The 18,556-nt window shown below is 68.1% G+C and carries 17 protein-coding genes and 1 pseudogene; 7 read left to right on the plus strand and 11 right to left on the minus strand.

All coding sequences use genetic code 11. The annotated features are described in order from the left end of the window. From VIM19_13850 to VIM19_13880, 7 genes and pseudogenes are all read right to left on the minus strand, one after another. Nucleotides 1-228, minus strand: a 228-nt coding sequence (locus tag VIM19_13850) for a hypothetical protein (protein HEY5185951.1), incomplete at its 3' end; no start/stop codon positions are given. Between the two features lies 1 nt (nucleotide 229). Then, on the minus strand, nucleotides 230-634 hold the full coding sequence (locus VIM19_13855; GenBank protein HEY5185952.1) for a biopolymer transporter ExbD: 405 nt from the start codon (nucleotides 632-634) through the stop codon (nucleotides 230-232). After that, entirely contained in the window at nucleotides 631-1,350 is a 720-nt protein-coding gene (locus VIM19_13860) for a MotA/TolQ/ExbB proton channel family protein (GenBank protein ID HEY5185953.1), read from the minus strand. Before VIM19_13860 ends, VIM19_13855 begins: the two co-directional genes overlap by 4 nt. A gap of 189 nt (nucleotides 1,351-1,539) precedes the next feature. Continuing rightward, nucleotides 1,540-1,953, minus strand: a pseudogene (locus VIM19_13865) (LamG domain-containing protein). Between the two features lie 15 nt (nucleotides 1,954-1,968). Continuing rightward, nucleotides 1,969-2,511 (minus strand): DUF2341 domain-containing protein, encoded by a 543-nt coding sequence (locus VIM19_13870; GenBank protein ID HEY5185954.1) that lies wholly within the window; start codon nucleotides 2,509-2,511, stop codon nucleotides 1,969-1,971. Nucleotides 2,512-2,525: 14 nt separating this feature from the next. After that, nucleotides 2,526-4,109, minus strand: a complete 1,584-nt coding sequence (locus tag VIM19_13875) for a ShlB/FhaC/HecB family hemolysin secretion/activation protein (GenBank protein ID HEY5185955.1) — start codon at nucleotides 4,107-4,109, stop codon at nucleotides 2,526-2,528. A gap of 124 nt (nucleotides 4,110-4,233) precedes the next feature. Next, complete coding sequence (locus VIM19_13880; protein ID HEY5185956.1) at nucleotides 4,234-5,601, minus strand: hypothetical protein; 1,368 nt, start codon at nucleotides 5,599-5,601, stop codon at nucleotides 4,234-4,236. A 493-nt stretch (nucleotides 5,602-6,094) separates the two neighbouring features. Here VIM19_13880 and VIM19_13885 point away from each other — a divergent pair, with 493 nt between their 5' ends. Further along, a complete protein-coding gene (locus tag VIM19_13885; protein HEY5185957.1) occupies nucleotides 6,095-6,253 on the plus strand; it encodes a hypothetical protein in 159 nt (52 codons plus the stop codon). A 147-nt stretch (nucleotides 6,254-6,400) separates the two neighbouring features. Beyond that, on the plus strand, nucleotides 6,401-6,592 hold the full coding sequence (locus VIM19_13890) for a hypothetical protein (GenBank protein ID HEY5185958.1): 192 nt from the start codon (nucleotides 6,401-6,403) through the stop codon (nucleotides 6,590-6,592). A 400-nt stretch (nucleotides 6,593-6,992) separates the two neighbouring features. Here VIM19_13890 and VIM19_13895 read toward each other — a convergent pair whose 3' ends face one another. Both VIM19_13895 and VIM19_13900 read right to left on the minus strand, forming a co-directional pair. Continuing rightward, on the minus strand, nucleotides 6,993-8,267 hold the full coding sequence (locus tag VIM19_13895) for a hypothetical protein (GenBank protein HEY5185959.1): 1,275 nt from the start codon (nucleotides 8,265-8,267) through the stop codon (nucleotides 6,993-6,995). A gap of 429 nt (nucleotides 8,268-8,696) precedes the next feature. After that, nucleotides 8,697-11,405: a hypothetical protein gene (locus tag VIM19_13900; protein HEY5185960.1), complete on the minus strand. Its 2,709-nt coding sequence runs from the start codon at nucleotides 11,403-11,405 to the stop codon at nucleotides 8,697-8,699. Nucleotides 11,406-11,541: 136 nt separating this feature from the next. Between VIM19_13900 and VIM19_13905 the strand changes: the two genes are divergently transcribed. Beyond that, nucleotides 11,542-11,838, plus strand: a complete 297-nt coding sequence (locus VIM19_13905) for a hypothetical protein (protein ID HEY5185961.1) — start codon at nucleotides 11,542-11,544, stop codon at nucleotides 11,836-11,838. A 195-nt stretch (nucleotides 11,839-12,033) separates the two neighbouring features. Next, nucleotides 12,034-12,384 carry a hypothetical protein gene (locus VIM19_13910; protein HEY5185962.1) on the plus strand — a complete coding sequence of 117 codons (351 nt, stop codon included), beginning with the start codon at nucleotides 12,034-12,036 and terminating at the stop codon, nucleotides 12,382-12,384. A 121-nt stretch (nucleotides 12,385-12,505) separates the two neighbouring features. On the opposite strand, the gene VIM19_13915 is transcribed toward VIM19_13910, so the two are convergent. Further along, nucleotides 12,506-14,329, minus strand: coding sequence for a hypothetical protein (locus VIM19_13915; protein ID HEY5185963.1), 1,824 nt, complete (start codon nucleotides 14,327-14,329; stop codon nucleotides 12,506-12,508). A 472-nt stretch (nucleotides 14,330-14,801) separates the two neighbouring features. Here VIM19_13915 and VIM19_13920 point away from each other — a divergent pair, with 472 nt between their 5' ends. Both VIM19_13920 and VIM19_13925 read left to right on the plus strand, forming a co-directional pair. Continuing rightward, nucleotides 14,802-16,898: a thioredoxin domain-containing protein gene (locus VIM19_13920; GenBank protein ID HEY5185964.1), complete on the plus strand. Its 2,097-nt coding sequence runs from the start codon at nucleotides 14,802-14,804 to the stop codon at nucleotides 16,896-16,898. A 187-nt stretch (nucleotides 16,899-17,085) separates the two neighbouring features. After that, nucleotides 17,086-17,466 carry a hypothetical protein gene (locus VIM19_13925; GenBank protein HEY5185965.1) on the plus strand — a complete coding sequence of 127 codons (381 nt, stop codon included), beginning with the start codon at nucleotides 17,086-17,088 and terminating at the stop codon, nucleotides 17,464-17,466. Here VIM19_13925 and VIM19_13930 read toward each other — a convergent pair. Further along, on the minus strand, nucleotides 17,450-17,665 hold the full coding sequence (locus VIM19_13930) for a hypothetical protein (GenBank protein ID HEY5185966.1): 216 nt from the start codon (nucleotides 17,663-17,665) through the stop codon (nucleotides 17,450-17,452). The genes VIM19_13925 and VIM19_13930 overlap by 17 nt on opposite strands. Nucleotides 17,666-17,865: 200 nt before the next feature. Between VIM19_13930 and VIM19_13935 the strand changes: the two genes are divergently transcribed. Next, nucleotides 17,866-18,387 (plus strand): hypothetical protein, encoded by a 522-nt coding sequence (locus tag VIM19_13935; protein ID HEY5185967.1) that lies wholly within the window; start codon nucleotides 17,866-17,868, stop codon nucleotides 18,385-18,387. The last annotated feature ends 169 nt before the right edge of the window (nucleotides 18,388-18,556 follow it).

Below are 18,556 nucleotides of genomic sequence, written 5' to 3' on the forward strand. Positions count from 1 at the left end.
AGGAGGCGGCGGCTTCTCAGGAGGCTTCGGCTGCACCGTGACCACCGAGAACTGCATCACCTTGCGCGGCCGCGGCGACTCGCGGTTGCTGGCAATCCACCGCACCGCGTACGCCGCGCCCGCAAGCAGCACCAGGCCCACCGCCAGCTGGACGCCGTTCCGCCGCACGAAGTCGCCCGCCCGCGGGAGCGGCGAGTCGTCCTCCCGGGGTGCGCGCGGCTCGGTCACGTCACTTCACCAGCGGCTTGGTGGCGAGTCCGACGGTGGTGATGTTCAGCTTGGCCAGCAGGTCGAGCACGTCGATCACGCCCTGGTACTGGACCTGGCCGTCCCCGCGAACCACCACCGGGAACTCGGGGGTGATGGCCTTCTGCTGGGCGAGCCGCTGCTCCAGCTCGGGGAGGGTCACCGGGATTGTGTCGAGGAAGATCTTCCCGTCCTGGGTGACGGTGATCGCCTTGGTCGTCGGCTTGGCCAGGCTCTTCGCCGGGCTGGCCTTGGGCAGGTTCACGCGCATCCCCTGCACCGTGGCGGTGGTCATGATGACGAAGATGACGAGCAGCACGTACGCCAGGTCGAGCATCGGCGTGATGTTGATGTCGTCGTAGACCTTGTCCTCTGACTGGGCCTTCATCGGCCCACCTCCGGCGACGGCACGGCCTCGCGCGGGGGCGGAGGGGGACGCTTCGCCGCGGGCACGGGCTGGACCGGCGAAACCGGGCGGACCGACGAGACGCCGTCCGCGTACGCCTCGGCGATCTTCGTGACCAGCTCGTCGACGAAGACCTGCATGTTGGCCGTGACGTCCTTGGCCCGCGTCAGTAGCCAGTTGTAGCCAAACAGTGCGGGGATGGCGACGGCGAGACCGGCCACCGTGGCCACCAGCGCTGCGGCGATTCCCGGGGCGATGGCATTGACGTTCACGTCGCCTGCGGCCGCGATGGCCGCGAAGGTGATCATCACCCCGACCACCGTGCCCAGGAGCCCCAGGAACGGTCCGCCGGAGATGGCGATGGTGAGCAGCACCATCCGCTTGGAGAGCCGCTGGTTCTCGCGCACCAGGCCGGCGTCGAGCGTCGCCCGGATGGACTCGATGGCTTCCGAGGTGAGTGCGCGGCCGGCCTCGAGCCGGTGCCGGATCTCGTCGGCGGCGATCCGGAACAGCCGGTACAGGGAGGAGTTCTGCGCCACCTTGGGACCGCCGAGCGCGGCCGCGTCCCGGGTGAGCACGAGCTCCTGAAGGCTGCTCTTGGAGGCCCGGAACTTCTCGGTGAAGGCGTCGTTGGCCCGCTCCACCGCGCTCAGGTAGGCGGCCTTGCTGGACATCACCATCCAGCTGACGACCGCCATGATCGCCAGCAGCCCGATGACCACCCAGCCGTCGAGCGTCACCGACTTGAGGATCACCGCGAGGTACCCGGTGGACCACCCGCCGTTCTCCTCGTCCTGACCGGCGACGAGGAACTTCCCCGGGTCGCTGCCCTGGGAGATGGCGGCCGCCTGGAGGTAGCCCGCGGGCCGCTCCACCTTGGAAATCCCGAGCTCGTCCACCTCACCCTTCAGCCCAGGGAGCGCCTTGCTGCCCGGGTCCTTCGCCGCGACGTCGGCGCCGAGCAGCGCAGGGGTGTCGAGCGCCGGGAGCTTCGTCTCCAGCTTCGCCACGGCTGCCCCGTCGACGTAGAGGGTGATGGCGTCGCCCGCGGTGACCGCGAGGTGGTGCCACTTGTCCGCCCCGAAGCCCACCGGCGCGGTCGCCCGCTGCGGCGCACCGTCCGTCGCCACCTCGACGAAGGGCTTGCCCCCGTCCATGCCGACCAGGAAGGCCCGCCCGCCGTCGCGCCGGCTGAAGAGCACGCCGGTGGCGGCGCCGTCCGCCGGCTTCACCCAGATGGACCAGGTCATCTTCGCGCCCGCGCTCCACGACAGCGAGGGTCCGGTGGGGAGCGTGACGGTGGAGGTCCCGTCGAGCTACAGGCCCCGGCCGATCTGCGCGCCGTCGGTGCCGGTTCCGGCGGTGACCGCGTGATTGCCCCAGGTCGTCGAGTCGCGCGGCGGCTGTCCACGCTCGGCGAAGTGGTAGACCAGCGCCATGCCTGGGTCGTAGGTCCCCTTGCTGTCCTCGGCTGGGACCGCCTTGGGGTTCTTGAAGTAGATCCAGAGGTCGGTCTTCGCCCCGGGCTTGAGCTCGGGCAGCCCCACCCAGACCAGCGCCTCGCCCAGGAGCGCGTCGTACTTCTCGACGTGGAACTTGAGCGGCGTCTTGTCATCGCCGGCGATGAAGCGCAGGTCGCTCCCGTCCTCCTTGGCCGCGTCGAAGCGGAAGTTGCCCGGGGTGAGCCGGACCAGCACCGCAGCCGGGCCGATGGCCTCGGTGACGTTGGCTCCGGCGGCGCTGGTGTCGATCTGCAGCCGCTTTCGCGCGGTCCACTCGTCGTTCCAGTAGGCGTGGGCCGCGGCCGGTACAAGCAACAGCCCGGCGACCAGGCCGGTGAAACTCCGTCGAATCGACATGCAGGTCTCCATGCTCAGAACTCTCCAGCGACGCGGAAGTGGATCCGCCACTGGTACTGGACGGTGGGCGATGCCTGGGTCAGGGGGATGGCCACGTCCAGGCCGGCGGCGAGGTGGTCCCACATCCGGATGCGCGTGCCGGCTCCCGCCCCCCAGAGCGTGGCGAACACCTTCTGCTCCGGGAGCGGCTCGTGGATCCACACCTTCCCCGCGTCGGTGAAGAGGTGGAAGCGCCACTCGGTCACGGTGGGCCCGAGCCATCGCGAGAGCGTGGGGCTCCGGAGCTCCACCGTCCCGCTCACGCCGGAGTCGCCTGCGGAGTTGACCTCGTAATAGCCGCGGATCGACTCGGCGCCGCCGGATGTGTACTGCTCGGGAGCGACCAGCGGACGGCCCGAATACTGCGCACTCGCCTTGAGGAAGAGCTGGAGCCCGCCAGGGATCTCCTGCGTGTAGCCGAGATCCCCCTTGAGATAGATGAAGTTGGCCGTCGCCTTGTAGCGCTTGTTGTCGAACTGGGAATTGGGGCTCGACAGACCGCCGATGTTCATCACCGTGGCGACGTTGAACACCACCTGCGAGCTGCCCCGGAGCCAGCTCGATGCGTACTGCAAGGTGAAGGGCCAGTAGCGGATCGGGACGCTGGAGGTTTCCCCTCCAAAGGAGATGTCCTCGAAGAACAGTTTCCAGTCGAGGCCAAAGCTCAGCGAGTGAAAGAACTGGGTGGACCCCGGAAGATTCCACACCGCTCGGGCGCCGAGCATTCGCCCCCGACCGAGAACTCCCGTTCCTCCGAGCGTCGAGACCTCGCTCTCCTGGATGACCCCGTTGACCGCCAGGGTGAACCAGGGCGCGCCGGGGAACCGCGCGAGGTAGTTGAGGGCGAAGACCAAGGCCTGTGATGGGTTGGCCGGGGCAATCTGGAAGGAGAAGCCGAGCGAGTGGCCGAGCTGCCAGAGGTTGTCGTACCTGATGGCGCCGTTGAGCCGAACATGGACAGTGTTTACACTGTAACGGTTGTTGACCTCCACCGAGCCGTGGAGGGGAAAGGTCTCCTGGACGTTCAGGTCGACGTCCACGGTGCCCGGCTCGCTGCCGGGGCGCACCGCTGGCGTCACCCGGCGGTCGGGCCACTGGTTGAGGACCACGATGTCGCCCACCAGTGCGTCGAAGTTGGGAACGGTGCCCTCCTGGACCGAGGGCGCCAGCTGCTTGATGGCGAACGGCGAGAACCAGTGCGCGCCGTTGACCCGGAGCCGGCCCACCTTGCCTTCCATTACCTTGAGGGACACCACGCCCTCGCGCACCGTCTGCGCCGGGATGGCCACCAGCACCGTTTGGTAGCCCCGGTCGGTGTAGGCCTTTTCGAGGGCAGCGCGGGCCTTCTCCACGTCCTCGAGCGTCCGGCTCGGGCCGATGAAGGGAACGAGTGCCTGCTCCACCTGGATCCCGCTGAGCACGGTCACGCCCTCGACCCGGAATTCGTTGATGTCGAGCGTTCGGACGGGCGCCTTCGGGGCCGGGGCTCCCGCTCCTGGTTGCTCCGCGGCGTGCGCCCGCCCATAGGGCGTGGCGGTGATGGCCAGCGCCGCCGTCAAGGCGGCGCTCCACGGTCTCCAAGTTCGGAACTGCCCGGGAGCATGGCCCCTCACTCGCCGCCCTTCTGGTCTTCGGCAGGAGGGCAGCCACGACAGGGAGTGAGGCGGGGGACGGTCGAGACGTTCACGGCTGGAGCCTCGCGAAGACCAGGAAGTCCTCGTTGGCATTGGTCGTCGTGGTGACCGGGCTGCTGCTCCCGCCGAAGTCGACCGTTCCCTGATACTCGCCGCCGAACACCACCAGGTCCTTCACGCCTCCACTGCCCTGATCGTTGACCGCGACCTTGTTGGCGTTCACCGAGTTGGTGTCGTTCCCGTACGGCTTGGCCGTGGCGCCGTCGAAGACCCCGGTGGTGCCGGGGACCGTTGCGACGAACGCAGCCGGGTTGACACCGCTCGGAGCGGTGAGCGCCGGAACCGCGGCCGAGGCCACTCCATTCGGGGTGACGGTGCTGCTGGTGGTCGACCCGTTGAGCAGCCCCACGAAGGTGATGTTGCCTCTGGAGTCCACCCCCACGCCCCGCCCCTCGTCGGCACCCGTCGCACCGAGGCGCGTGGCAAAGGAGGCGCCGAGCGTGGTCGGGTCGAGCCTGACGACGAACGCATCCGAGCCGCCGGCCGAGAGGAGGCACCCCGGGAGCGCCAAGGTGCAAGCGGTCGTCGTCCCGTTGTTCGCCCCGATGGGCAGCCCTGCGGTGAACAGGCCCGCCAGCACGTAGTTGTTGGCCCCATCGGTCGCGATGCCGTTCGGCTGATGGCTCCCTGCGTTGGCCCCGTAGCTCTTCTGGGCAATGACGGAACCGGTGGTGCCATTGAACTTCGCCACCCAGAGATGCTGGCGAAAGGAGCTTCCCGGGGGCGGGAGCGGGGTGCCAGTGAAGGCCAACGCCGGAGCGACGCCGCTGTACTTGCCGGCCGCGACCACGTCGCCGTTCCGGTCCACGGTGATCGCCGTGCAGCTCTCCCCGTTGGCGCTCCCGACCTGCTTCGACCACTGAAGCGCGCCGGCCGAGTTGAACAGGGCAATCACCACATCGGTCGCGCCGGCGTACGTGGCGCCCGGGACGAGCTGAGTGGCTGCCTGGACCGCCTGACCACACACCGCGACCAGTCCAAGGCTGGGATTGGCACCGACCGACACGAGGTTGCCACCGAGGCCGAGGTCGTACTGCTGTGCCGCGGCGACCGCACCGGTGGCCGGATCGAGAAAGAGCACATAATCCATCGCATAGGACTTGGGGTTGTTGAGGCCGCTGAACTGGCCGTTGAATTGCCCGATGGCCACCACCGCGGTGCTGGTCACCGCGATGCCGGTCGTGGTCTGGTCGCTCGCGTCACCGAAGTTCCGGGCGAAGGCCACGGTGCCGGTCGAGGTGTACTTGCCGACGAAGATGTCGTTGGCCCCGGCGGAAGTGAGGGTGAAGCTTCCGAAAGTCTGCGTGCCGGTGAGGTTTCCGGTCACGTACGACGCGCCATCGAGGGCCAGCGCCACCCCCTGGAAGCTCGTCAAGTGGAGGCTCGCGGCACTGTACGGGACCACGGCCGACGCTCCGGAGGCTCCCTTGCAGACCCCGTCCACCGGATCGCAGGTCTGCCCGCTGGGGCACGTCTTGGGGATCTGGGGGGAGCAGAGTCCGGTCGCCGGATCGCAGGTGCCAGCGACGTGGCAGAGGTCGGTGGCCGGAGGGCAAATCACCTTGGCGCAGAGTTCGGTCCCCTTGCACTTCCCGTCCGACGGGTCGCAGGTCTGCCCGGGTCCGCAGATGACGCCGAGGCACAGCGCGTTCGCGGGCAGCCCCAGGGATCCGGTGACCAACCCTCCGCGGGTCGGAGGATCGGTGACGGTGACCGCGACGGTGCACGCGGCGCTCGGTCCCGGCATCATGAAGTGCGGTGTCGTCGGGCCGTAGGGCGGAGTGATGTCGAAGGTGAGCCCCGCGCAGGTCGACGTCCAAGCGTACGAGAGGGGGTCCCCGTCGGGATCGGTGGCGCTGACCGCCAGTTCACCGGTCATCTGCCTTCCGAGCACGATGCGGGTGCTGAGGCTGGTGATGATTGGCCAGTCGTTGAAGACCGTCCCCACCGTCGCGCTTCCGGTCGCCGAGACGGTGAGCGGGAGCGCCGCGGACACGCTCGCCCCGTGAGGATCGGTCACCCTGACCGAGAGGGTGCAAGTTCCCTCGGCGGCCGGAGCGGTCCAGTGGGAGGTCGGACGCGACGGCATCTCGAAGGAACCACAGGTCGCCTGCCAGAGATAGCCGAGCGTGTCCCCCGGATCGGGGTCGTGCGCGGTGACGATGACCGTGACCGTGACGCCAGACGGGACCGGATTGGACGAGGCGGAGATTCCGTCGATCACCGGCGGATGGTTGCCTCCCGGGGGCTGCGGCGGGTTGAGGGCAATGGACACCACGGCGACGCTGGTGGCGCTGATGTCGCTGCTGGCGCTCCCGGTCTGGAGCTGGCTTCCGTCCGCGCCGTAGCCGACCGCGTCGAAGCGCCGCCCGGCCCCGACCGGGATGGTGGAGATCCGCCCGGACCACTGTGAGCCGCTCGCTGGCAGGTCGGCTCCGATCGGGTTCATCGCAGCGCCGTCCCCGGCGGTGACGGTGAGGGTGACCCGGTTGATCGCGTCGCAAGCCGTGGTGCAGGACACGAGAACCCGGGCCGCGCCCACGGGCGGCGGCGGGGGCGTCCCGCAGGTGCAGCTCGCGAGCCCCCAGACCAGGAGGAGCGGCGCAAGTCGGAATCCCGGGAAGTGACCAGGGTGCGGCGCCGAATTCATTCAGGGTTCCCGGTGGACGACGGCGCAATCTGCGCTGGAACGCCGAATTTCTTCTTTACACTTTGGTGAACTGTCGGCGGAAAACCGAGGATCGGCTTCTAGCGAGCAAACAGCAGGAAGGACGCCCCGTTCGATCGCAGCGGTGCCCCGACCTTGAAGTCGAGCGTTCCGGCATACTCGCCTCCGAGCACGACGAAGGAAGGGCCTGAAGGAGCCGAGCCCACCCCGAGCTTGTTCCCGGTCTGGGTCTCCGCATCTCCGAAGCTGCTGGCTCCCCGGGTGACGCCCGTGCTGCCGTCGAGCTCGAGCAAGAACGCGTCCGTCCCGGGCCATTCGGCGACCAGCTCCGCTGCCCCGTTTGCGTGTCCCGTGAAGAGGCCGGTGACCAGCACGTCTCCGGTGGGCTCGAAGATGACGTTGCGGGCCTCATCGATGCTCCGGCTGCCGAGCCGCACGGCCCAGCGCGCCGCGAACGGGGGCGAGCTCCGCGAGTCGAGCAGGGCGACGAAGGCATCGACCGCCCCTGCACTGGTGAGCTTCTCGATCGACCCGCCGAAGGGCAGCGTGTTGGTCATGCTCCCGGCGATCGCCAGCCGCCCCGAATCGTCCACTGCGAGCCCGTAGGGCCGCTGCACTCCAGGCCCGGAGCCGAACCCGGCCTGGGCCAGGGGAGCGCCACTCCGCCCATCGAGCTTCGCGACCCAGATCCAGTGCCGGTTGGGGGACCCGGGCGTGGGGAGTGGAGAATCCGTCACCGAGAAGCTGCCGTTGTATCGACCAGCGACGTAGACGTCGCCCGTCGCGTCCATCGCCACCGCGTCGCATTCCTGATTCTCCGGCCCCTTGAGCAGCTGCGACCAGAGCTTGCGGCCAGATGAGTCGAACACGGCGACGACTGCATCCCGCCCGCCTCCGGAGGCTTCCCCCGGCGCGAGGCTCGACCCCGGGGGACCCGCCCATCCGCACACCGCCACCCGATTCAGTGCTGGATGCGAGGCGATGGCTTCCAGCGTGCCATCCGCCCCTTCGTCGAAGACGTGGCCCCAGCGGGCCTTGCCGTCGGCGGCCCCCAGCCCCAGGAGAAAGTTGCCTCGGGGGAAGCCGGTGCTCGCCAGCTTCACTCCATCCGCGACGAGCGGCCCGATGAAGTGACCGACGATCACCATCGTGCCATCGGCAGTGACCGCAGCTCCGGTCGGCTCCTGCTCGGTGGGGTGTCCGAAGCGCCGGACCCAGCGAGGGCGTCCGCTCGCCGGTTCGAAGCGGGCGGCGAAGAGGTCGCTGGCACCGGCGGTTCCGACCGACATCCCATCGAACTCCCGGAGGCCCGGACGGAGGAGCCCCGTCACCAGCACCTCACCGCTCAGGTCCACCGTGAGGCCGCGCAGGATGACCCCATCCAGGCTCGTCGCCAGGATGGGCCGGGGAGCGCATGGGCCGGCATCCCCGTCACACCGAACCGTCGTCCCGGCAGCGAGTCTCCCGGCGGCTGGGGCGCGGGACGAGCACTGACAGGCGGCGAGGAAGAGGGCCGCCAGCAGAGCAGCCCCCGAGGAACAGCGGAAGGCGAGGCGCTTGAGGCAGGTCATCGAGCAGGACATTTCGAGAGGGTCGGGCCGAGCAGCGGTCCGAACGGCGGCCTCGTAGCAGGTCGGGCGGGGGTGAAATCAACAGGCAATTGGTGACTCCAACGGGACTGGCCTTCACAAACGAAGATGCCGCCCACCCGAGGCTCCCGGGTGGACGGCGTCCGTTCATCCATGGAGGGAGCGCCGTTCAGCGCGCTCCCCGTTCAATCAGGACTACTGCAGCTTGCCGAAGACGAGGAAGTCCTCGTTGCCGCCAGTGGTGGTGCTGATCGCGCTGCTGGAACCACCGAAGTTCAGCGTTCCGTTGTACTCGCCACCGAACGCGACCTCGTCCTTTACCGCGCCCGTTCCCTGGCTGTTGATCGACACCTTGTTGGCGTTCACCGTGTTGGTGGTATTGCCGTACACATTGGCGGTCGCCGGGTTGTAGATGCCGGTGGTGCCCGGGATCTTGACGACGATCGCCGCCGAGTTGCCGCTCGGGGTGGTCAGGGCCGGGACTGCCGCGGGAGCAACCGTGGTCGGGGTGAGGGAGCTGCTGGTGGTCGCGCCGTTGATCAGACCGACGAACGTGATGTTGCCGAACGAATCCACTGCGACGCCACGTCCCTCATCCGCGCTCAACCCTCCGAGTCGAGTGGCAAACGACGGAGCGAGCGTGGTCGGGTTCAGCTTGGTCACGAACGCGTCCGAGCTACCGGCGGAGACCAGACAGCCGGCCTGGGCGGCGGTGCACGGCGTCCCGACGGTGTAGGCACCGAACGGAAGAGTCGAGCTGAACAGACCGGACACGATGTAGTTGTTCGAGGAGTCGACGGCGATGGCGTTCGGCTGGTGGCTTCCGGCGCCGGAACCGAAGCTCGTCTGGGCGATGGCCGCACCGGTCGTGCCGTTGAACGTCGCCACCCAGATGTGCTTGCGGAAGCTGCTGCCCGGAGGCGGGAGCGGAGTCCCGGTGAACCCGAGTGCAGGGGCGGTACCGTCGTACTTACCAGCCGCAATCACGTTGCCGTTGTTGTCGATGGTGATCGCCGTGCAGGCCTCGCCGTTGGCCGAACCAACCTGCTTCGACCACTGAAGCGCACCAGTCGAGTCGAACACCGCGATGACCACGTCCGTCGTCCCCCCGGCGTACACGGCACCCGGGACGAGCGTGGTCGCCGCGATGACGGTCTGACCGCACACCGCCACCAGACCGAGGGTGGGGTTGGCGCCGATGGCGGCGAAGTTCCCGCCGAGACCGAGATCGTACTGCTTGGCCGCCGTCACCGCACCCGTGCTCGGGTTCAGGAAGAGCAGGTAGTCGATCGCGTACGCCTGGCCGTTGTTGAGACCGTTGAACGCGCCGCTGAACTGGCCAACCGCGACCACCTCCGAGCTGGTCACGGCGATCCCCGTCGTCGCCTGGTCATTCGCATCGCCGTAGTTCTTGGCGAACAGCACCGAACCGGCCGGGCTGTACTTTCCGACGAAGATGTCGTTCGCACCGGCCGAGGTCAGCGTCGTCGTCCCGAACACCTTCGTCCCGCCGAGGTTGCCGGTCACGAAGGCCGACCCATCGGTGGAGAGAGCAACACCCTGGAAGTTGGACAGCTGGACGCTGACGGCCACCTGCGGAACGACCGCCGTGTCCACGCAGACCGGACCAACCGGGTTGCACGTCGAACCCGCAGTGCAGAGCGGAGTACCCGAGCAGACGCCGTTTCCGGCCACCGGAGTGCCGCCGCACTGATCGCTGGTGGTACAGGCATTGCCGTCATTGCAGGCCGTGCCGCCAGGCTGATTGGTTCCGCCCTGGCACGTCCCAGTGGACGGATTGCAGGTGCCGCCGCTGGTGCACTGCCCGGCGGTGCAGCTGACCGGGTTGGAACCAGCGCAGGTCCCGGTGCCGTTGCAGGCGTAGGCCTGGAAGCACAGGTTTGTACCGGTGCAGGCAGTTCCGGCCGGCGAAGGCGCCGGGGCGGGGTATCCGGTGGCGGGGACGCACTGCGCAGTGGTGTACTGAATGAAGCAGGCGGCGGCGACCGGAGGTGGCACCTGGCCCCCCCCAACGCACGCCGACACGCCGGCGACCGGAGCCGCGCAGGCGTCAGGGCTTGCGGCGGTCCCGGTGCAGGCGTTGCCGTCGCTGCAGATCGTACCGGTAGCCTTGGGCGCCGTGCCACAACCGGTGTTCGGGTTACACGTCGCGTTGTTGCACTGGTCTGCACCCGTGCAGACCACGGCAGTGCCGCCGCCGCAGACGCCCGCGGTGCAGGTCTGCCCTGTCTGGCACAGATTGCCCGTGCCGCAGGCGGTCCCATCCGGCTGGCCAACGCAAGGATCGGACCCCACGAGGTTGAAGATGACGGTCGTACTCAGGCCGGACTTGCTGGAGGTGATCTGCGCGGTGAGCGTCATGGTGGGGAGGAGCGACGCCGGAGAGGTGTACTGGATGGCGCTCTTGATGTTGCCGGTGTTGGTTGCCGCAGAGGTCGTGCCGACGCTCGGGGTCCAAGTGACCGTCAGATTCCCGCCCGCCGGGTCCGTCGCCTCGACGCCAAAGTTGTAGGTCGTGCTCGGGTTGAGGACCGTGGCGCCGCTGGGGCCGCTCACGTTCGGAGCGCTGGTCCGGACGATGAAGGGAGCCTTCTGTGGTTGGGCTGGAGCGATGAAGTTCAGGAAGCCAGTGGTCATGCCCCCGCGGTCTGCTCCGTCCGCAAGGCGCCCCGGGGTGCCGACAGGAAGCGCAGCACCGCAGTTCCCAGCGGTGCAGAGGTCGTGGATGCTGGCCGCGAAGATGCAGCTCTGGGCCGGGTCGGTCAGCGACCAGGTGGGGTTTGCCGGGGCTCCGCTGTTGCCGGTCTGGGTCGCGAAGGAGAGCTGAGAGGTCAGGTCGGAACCCACCGCGATCGAGGCCGGGATGGGGTTGCCGCACTTCACCTGGAAGTCGTACCGGATGTTGTCGCCGTCCGGGTCGGTGGCGGTGGCGAAGATGTTGCCCTTCTGGCCAACGCCGCCCACCGGGGTGACCGCAGTCGCGTCGTAGTTGTAGGCGATGTCACCCCGGAAGACCGAGATGATCGGGAAGCTGTTGGGGAAGGCGACGATGTTGGCTGACCCGGTGTTGTTGATCACCGTGATGGTGAAGAACGTCTGGACCGAGCTCTTGCCCTGGACGGTGTTGTTGTCGGTGACCTGGATCCCGAGCGTGCACACGGTGTTGTTGGTGACCGGCGCCTTCCAGGTGGTGTTGGAGTTGAGAATGGTTCCCGAAGCAGTGCTCGCGGTGCCCAGTGTTCCGCTCGCGGCGGTGAAGGTACCGTTGTCAGTTCCGGGGGTGCAGCTGGACGACCACTGGTACGTCAGCGGGTAGTTCCCGTCCGGATCCTGAGTGGAGAAGCCGACGCCCACCACCGTGCTGGGCGTCACCTGCGACCCGCTCGAGCTGACCGCGGTGATGACCGGAGCGTAGTTGGTCGGGCCGGGCGGCACATTCTGCTCCTGGAGGATGATCACGATGGTCGCCGTGGCGCCCGCGGTGATGTCCGACAGCGTGCTCCCCTGGTAGATGAGGTTGGCCGCGTTGTTGTCGCTGTACGCCGAGGCGGTGAAGCGGAGTCCTGCGACGGCGGGAATGCCGGTGATGTTGCCAGTCCACTGCGTCCCGTTCGGGGCCTTGGTCAACGTGGCCGAGATGGGAGTGATCGGTCCCGGCGTCCCGCCGGTGATCGCCACGTCCACCCGGGCGATGTTGGAAACATTCAGAGCAGCGGACGAGACCGACAGCTTGGCCTGTCCGGTCCCCGGTGCCTTGGGGGTACTGTTACAGCCGACGCCGAACGCCGCGGTGACGACCGCGACGGCGAGCGCGAGGCTCCTCAGCTTGGATGTCAGAATCATTTTTGTTTTCTCCAATTGACTTCAAAAGATGTGGCTTCTAATCACGGCAGACGCTTGCTGTTCTTGATCTGTCTTCACGAAGGCCCGCGAGTCGCTGCAGCACGCTCGGCCCGGCGCTCCAGTTGTCGGACTGCCTTCGCCTACTGGCAGACGAGGAGACCGTTTCCGAGGTCGCTACAGGTCGTCCCGGTTGCGCATTCGGCCTGCACGCCGGCCCTGGAGCAGGCGAAGTTCGCCCCTCGGCCAGAGGTCGCCGCCGGGCAGGAGGCGCCCGCAGCAGCCGACGCTCCGTTGGAGCAGCATGTCGCCGACGAGGTCCCGCCGTTGGTGACCGCTCCGTAGGTCCAGTTCCCCGTGGCGGCGAACTGGGCAGTCGGGAGACAGGCACTGGGGGGAGAGGCCGGGTTGGTGTACGGGGTCAACGAGCAGAGGTTCGACCCGCCGGATGGGGTGAGGGTGCAGTCGTCGAGGCAGGTGAGGAAGCCATACTGCTTGAGGATCGGGTCGGTGTTGCAGCGCCCCGGCGCCGCGTCCTGACTGCCCAAGCCGGCGGGGTCGGTCATGTAGTTGAAGAGCGCGTCCTCGAAGGCAGTTTGCGTGGTGCCACCACCGGCGCAGATGTTCCCCGTGTTCTGCGGGCACTTGATCGTGCTGGAAGTGGTATTGGTGTTCTGGACCCGCTCGGTGCAGGTTTGGCCCGAGGGACAGACGCCAGTCGAGTTGCTCCGCACGGACGTCGCCGTCGGATTCACCGTGGAGTCGACCGGGGGGCTGTTCGGGCCGCGCTGCAGGAACAGGCGGCGGGACAGCATGTAATTGTTGGCACGGACCAGCGTGTCCGATGGGGGGAAGGTGTTGATCAGCGGCCCGGCGGTGTTGAGGGTGCTGATGCGTACGCCCTCGCGACCGGCGTAGCCGATGGTGGCACCGGTGGAGTCGTTGCTGACGCGGGTAGCGATGGAGACGGTGATGTCGCTGATGCCCGGGTCGTTGTCGGACAGAGCGGTCACCAGGCCCTGGGTGCAGTTCGGGTTCGCAACGCTGTCGGTGCAGGCCAGTCCGGTGGTGAGGTCGGTGCAGGCAACCGCAATTCGGCTCGCGTTCGGCGCGTCGCAGGGCCTGCGGATCGGGTCGAAATCCTGGTTGTTCAGGTTGTAGTTGCTGGTGTTGGTTCCGAGGACGCCGATCGCGTTGCCGTTGCAGAAGCGGCCGACGGCGACCTTGTCCTTGAAGGTGTCCGTCGTGCCGGAGTTCTCGTCACGGCGATAGACGTGGGTGATGGCCGCGACGCCGTTGGCCGAAGAGAAGTCCGCAACCGCCTGAACGCGGCGGGGGTCCGAGCAGGCGGCCGTGGTGCCCGAGCCGTCGATGCCGGAGAGGATGACCTCCATGATCTGGTCGTAGCCCGAACCCGGCGTGCCGAAGTTGATCGCGAGTGTCGGCGTATTCGGATTCGCCTTGGTGTTGTCCGCCGGGAGCAGCGGCAGGGCGAAGTTCTTGAACCGGTTCGGGGTGTTCTTGACGATGAACACCGCTGCGTCGAGGCCCAGAACGTTTTGGACCGTGGGCTGCCAGCTGGGGAACTGCACCACGTCGGAGGGGCGGAAGTTGCGGGACATTCCCCCGATGCTCTGGGTGCCCAGGCCGCCGCCGGTGATGGCCCCGCCGCCCGTAGGGGCGCCGGCCTTCATCGAGTTGAAGGCGTTACCCGACCCGCCTCCGTTGTAATAGAGCGCGCTCTTCTGAGCCGCCGTGCCGGTGGTGCCCTGCAAGATGATGGGCGCAGCTGGGGTTCCGGCTGCGAGCGCAGCCTTGTCCTTGGTCACCTTGTTCTGGATCGACTTGGTGATGACGTCGAACAGCGTGTCGGAACCGTTGATGCAGTACGCCCCGTTGGTGGTGTCACCCGCGAGGTAGTTCGGGCAGTTGTTGGCGACCTGCGCCGAGGCGGGGCCAGCCGCCACGACGGCGAATGTTGTGAGAGCTGTTGCGAGGGATGTCCGGACTCGATTCAGCAGACGACTACACATGTGTTCCTCCCCGGAGGATGACGTCCTCCTCGGCGCTGCGTGAAGCCCTGACGTGGCCCCGCGGAACGCGGACGCTGTGTACCTGCCCGCTCGCCCGCACAGGTAGCGACGTTGCGGTGACGTCTACGACTCGTGGAACGGTGTAACAAACATTTACAGATGTTTTATGTTTTTGTAGTGGTGTCGCTACGCACCCGTCGAACCAAGAGACCGATCGGGCGGGAGTCTGTCGACGGGTCGCCGTAATTGCCTGTTCGTTTAGGGAGCGTTGTTCGCTGCGCTCCAGCGAGGCGTTCCACGTTGACGTGAGCCTCCCCGATGGATGCCGCGGCGATGCCTACGAATCGTCACCCAGCTCTCACCTTCGTCGGCCCCGGCCGGATTCGCGGGTCCCGCCAGCGCGAGAATGGAGACTCTCCGGCCGAGGAAATCCCTCTGGAAAGGTGCAGCAATCGGGCTGAGTCCGACTTCGTTGCTGAACCCTCACTTGCCCCCGTTCACGCGGCGTGGGACGTGCCAGTTCTTCCGTCCCCAGAGCAAGGAGCTCCCCGTGTTGAAGCACTGGCGAATGGTGTTGGCCCTGAGCCTGGGCCTTTGCGTAGGGGTCCTGGTTGGGCGCGGCGTCGGCAACAACAAGCCGGCCCTCATCCAGGCCCCGGCTCCGGCGGCCGCGGACGCAGCCCGGCACTCGGACTCCGCGCGGCTCGTCTACCGCGTTCCGGTGGAGGACTCTCCGGTGAACGGACCGGCGGACGCGCTGGTCACCATCGTCGAGGTCTCCGACTTCCAGTGCCCGTTCTGCAAGCGAGCCGTCCCCACGCTCAAGCAGATTGCTGACGCCTACGCCGGGAAGGTCCGCTTCGTCTTCAAGCACAATCCCCTGCCCTTTCACGAGCACGCAGTGGCCGCGGCCGTGGCCTCGGAGCAGGCCCGTGCCATGGGGGGGGACGCGAAGTTCTGGGAGATGCACGACGAGCTGTTCGCGCTCTCGCCGGACCTCCAGGCTTCGACCTTCGAGGCTGGGGCGCAGCGCCTGGGCCTCGACCCCGCGGCGTTCCGCGCGGGCCTGGGCTCGGGCAAGTTCGATGCGCGGATCAAGCGCGACCAGCAACTGGTCAACTCGCTCGGCGCCGGTGCCACCCCCACCTTCTTCATCAACGGACGCAAGCTCGAAGGCGCGTTGCCCTTCGAGCAGTTCAAGGTGGTCATCGACGAAGAGCTCGCCTCCGCCGAGCGGATGGTGAATGCCGGAACTCCTGCCACGGCGGTCTACGCGGCGATCATCGCGCGCGGCGTTGCCACCGCCCCGGCGCAGCCGACGGCCCCGGCGGCTCCTCCAGCGCCGACCGCGGCAAAGGTTCCGGTCCGAGACAACGACCCGGCGCGCGGGCCGAAGGTGGCCAAGGTCACCGTTGTGCTCTTCTCGGACTTCCAGTGCCCGTTCTGCGCGAGGGTCGAGCCGACGCTCAAGCAGGTCCTCGAGAGCTATCCCAAGGACGTGCGGATCGTCTGGAAGCACCAGCCACTCGCCATGCACCCCCAGGCCATGCCCGCCGCGGAGGCTGCCGAGGCCGCACGGCAGCAGGGCAAGTTCTGGGAGATGCACGACAAGATGTTCGGCAACCAGGCCGCGCTGTCACCGGCGCAGTACGAGACCTGGGCCCACGAGCTCAAGCTCGACCAGGGCAAATTCAAGAGGTCCATCGACGAGCACACGGGACGGGTCCGGATCGACGAGGACAGCAAGCTCGGCACCTCGGTGGGCGCGAGCGGAACCCCGACCCTCTTCCTCAACTGCCGGATGGTGACCGGCGCCCAGCCCTTCGACGCGCTCAAGGGGGTCATCGACCAGGAGATCCAGAAGGCCGCGGACCTCGCCCAGGCCGGGACCAAGCTCGACGGCGCGTTCTACGACCAGTTGTGCGAGCGCAACGTGAAGAGCCTGGTCGCCCAGGCTCCTTCGCCGGCTCCCGTCGTCGAGGTGCCCCTGCGGGCCGGTGACCCGATCCGCGGGAACGAGCGGGCGCCGGTGACCGTCGTCGCCTTCTCCGACTTCCAGTGCCCGTTCTGCGCCCGCGGCGAGGAGACCCTCTCGCAGGTGCTCAAAGCGTACGGGGACAAGGTCCGCATTGTCTGGAAGCACCAGCCGCTCTCGATGCATGCCAACGCCCTCCCGGCAGCGATGGCCTCCGAAGCGGCGCGCGTTCAGGGGAAGTTCTGGGAGATGCACGACAAGATGTTCGCCCAGCAAGCCGCTCTTTCGCGCGAGTCCTACGAGCGCTGGGCCGGCGAGCTCGGTATGGACCTGGATCGCTTCCGCCGCGCCCTGCTCGACGACGCGCTCGCTCAGCGGATCGCGGAGGACCAGGCGCTCGCTGCCCGGGTGGGCGCGCAGGGGACTCCCACCTTCTTCATCAACGGCGAGCGGGTGGTCGGAGCGGTCTCCTTCGAGCAAATGAAGACGGTGGTCGACCGGCAGCTCAGCCGGTCCGCCCGTCGCTGATCTCGGACGGGTGGGTGCAATGACCACTGGGGCCACTGGGACGTCGTTCTCCGGACGCAATCAACAAGCAAGAAGCAATTCTGGCCCGGTGGAGTGTCCTCCCGGGGCGGTCGACGCTAGAGTGCCCTTCGGGGGCGCCATCTCGGTCGTTGCCGACCCTGTCGTCGGCGCCTCCAGGGACACCGGAATGGCGGATCTGAAGCGGCTGCTGCGCGACCTGACCCGGGAGATCGAACGGATCGCCGAGCGCAACGAGGTGCTCGAGCGGCGACTCTCGAGCATCAGCGGAGCCCTCGAAGGAACGGTGCGGCTTCCGGGCCGGACCGCCGAGCGCAGCACCCGGAATGGCCGCCGCACCGGCCAGCGCGGCGCGCCTTCCAAGTTCGACGACGCGCAGGCGCTTCAGCTCCGCAAGGAATACGAGAAGGGCGCCACCAGCGCGCAGCTGGCCCGGAAGTACAAGGCCGCGCTGCCCACCATCCTCAGCACGCTTCGCCGCGCGGGGACCACGCTCCGCCGAGGCCGGCCGAGCGGGAGGCGCGGCGGCGGAGTCAGGGCGCCTCGTTGAGCGCGCCGCAGTGCGGGCAGCGAAACGAGTGCTGCAGGGCGAACTTCGGTGACACCCGGGACAGCACCACCCGGTCGCAGGCCCCGCAGAGAAAGTCTATCCCTGCGCTCGGAACGAAGGCCGTGTCCTCGGGGTCTCCTGCCGAAATGAAGGCAGGACGGCTCGGCTTCATCACGACGGTCATCTGGATGGCTGCCACGACCTCGCTCCTCGGGGGAACATTGCCCCTCGCCCGTCTGACATCCGCCGTGTCCGGACGGTTCTCTCCATGGGTTCCGGGGGGTTCTGGGGCGACCCGTCGCCAGGATGTCACCACCCGTCATACCGACGCGCTCGCCGCGGGAAGTTCACCCACCACTCACCGGTTCTGCTGAGCCGGCTCCCTGTACCCTGCACCCCGTGAAACTCCTCGCCCTCCTCCTCTTGCTCCTCGCCGCTCCGGCTCTCGCCAGCGTGGCCCTCCAGATGGATGTGCCGGCGCTCACCGCCGCCGCCACCGACGTCGTCGACGGGCAGGTCGTCTCCACGAGCTCCATGTGGACCGGCGATCACCGCCGCATCGTCACCCACGTCGTCGTGGAGGTCCGCGAGGCCTGGAAAGGAGGCGCACGGGGCCGCATCACCGTGGTCCAGCCCGGTGGTGAGGTCGACGGCATCGGCCAGCGGGTGTCCGGCGTGGCCGAGATCCCCTCCGGTGCGCGGGTGGTGCTCTTCCTGGAGCGTGTCGGGAGCATGCACCGCGTGGTCGGGCTCTCCCAGGGCGTCTACCGTGTCGTCGACGACGGCGTGGCCGGGATCCGAGCGGTCCCCTCCTCGGTCGAGGGCCTCGAGTTCGTGACGCCCGCCGGGCAGCAGCCGGCCGCGCGTGCTCCGGTGCCGGTCTCCGCGCTCCGCGCCTCCGTCCAGGCGGCGGCCCAGTGAAGCTCGCTGCCGCGGTCCTCCTCTCCGGGCTCCTGCTCGGGCAGTCCACCCTGCAGTACGTGCGGACCAAGACCGACGACAGCGCGCACTGCTTCCGATGGCCGGTGAACGCGGGCACGCGGGGCCGGGTGAGCTTCGTCCAGAGCACCGCTGGCGACCCCACCCTGGG

It is taken from the genome of Actinomycetes bacterium (genome assembly GCA_036510875.1).
Taxonomy (GTDB): Bacteria; Actinomycetota; Actinomycetes; order Prado026; family Prado026; genus DATCDE01.

Bases quoted from the DNA above. Each gene is read 5' to 3' on its own strand.
- VIM19_13925 (HEY5185965.1), top strand. From the start codon at position 17,086: ATGGCGGATCTGAAGCGGCTGCTGCGCGACCTGACCCGGGAGATCGAA.
- VIM19_13905 (HEY5185961.1), top strand. From the start codon at position 11,542: ATGATCGGGAAGCTGTTGGGGAAGGCGACGATGTTGGCTGACCCGGTG.
- VIM19_13860 (HEY5185953.1), bottom strand. From the start codon at position 1,350: ATGGCGGTCGTCAGCTGGATGGTGATGTCCAGCAAGGCCGCCTACCTG.
- VIM19_13920 (HEY5185964.1), top strand. From the start codon at position 14,802: ATGGAGACTCTCCGGCCGAGGAAATCCCTCTGGAAAGGTGCAGCAATC.
- VIM19_13910 (HEY5185962.1), top strand. From the start codon at position 12,034: ATGAGGTTGGCCGCGTTGTTGTCGCTGTACGCCGAGGCGGTGAAGCGG.
- VIM19_13870 (HEY5185954.1), bottom strand. From the start codon at position 2,511: ATGTCGATTCGACGGAGTTTCACCGGCCTGGTCGCCGGGCTGTTGCTT.
- VIM19_13855 (HEY5185952.1), bottom strand. From the start codon at position 634: ATGAAGGCCCAGTCAGAGGACAAGGTCTACGACGACATCAACATCACG.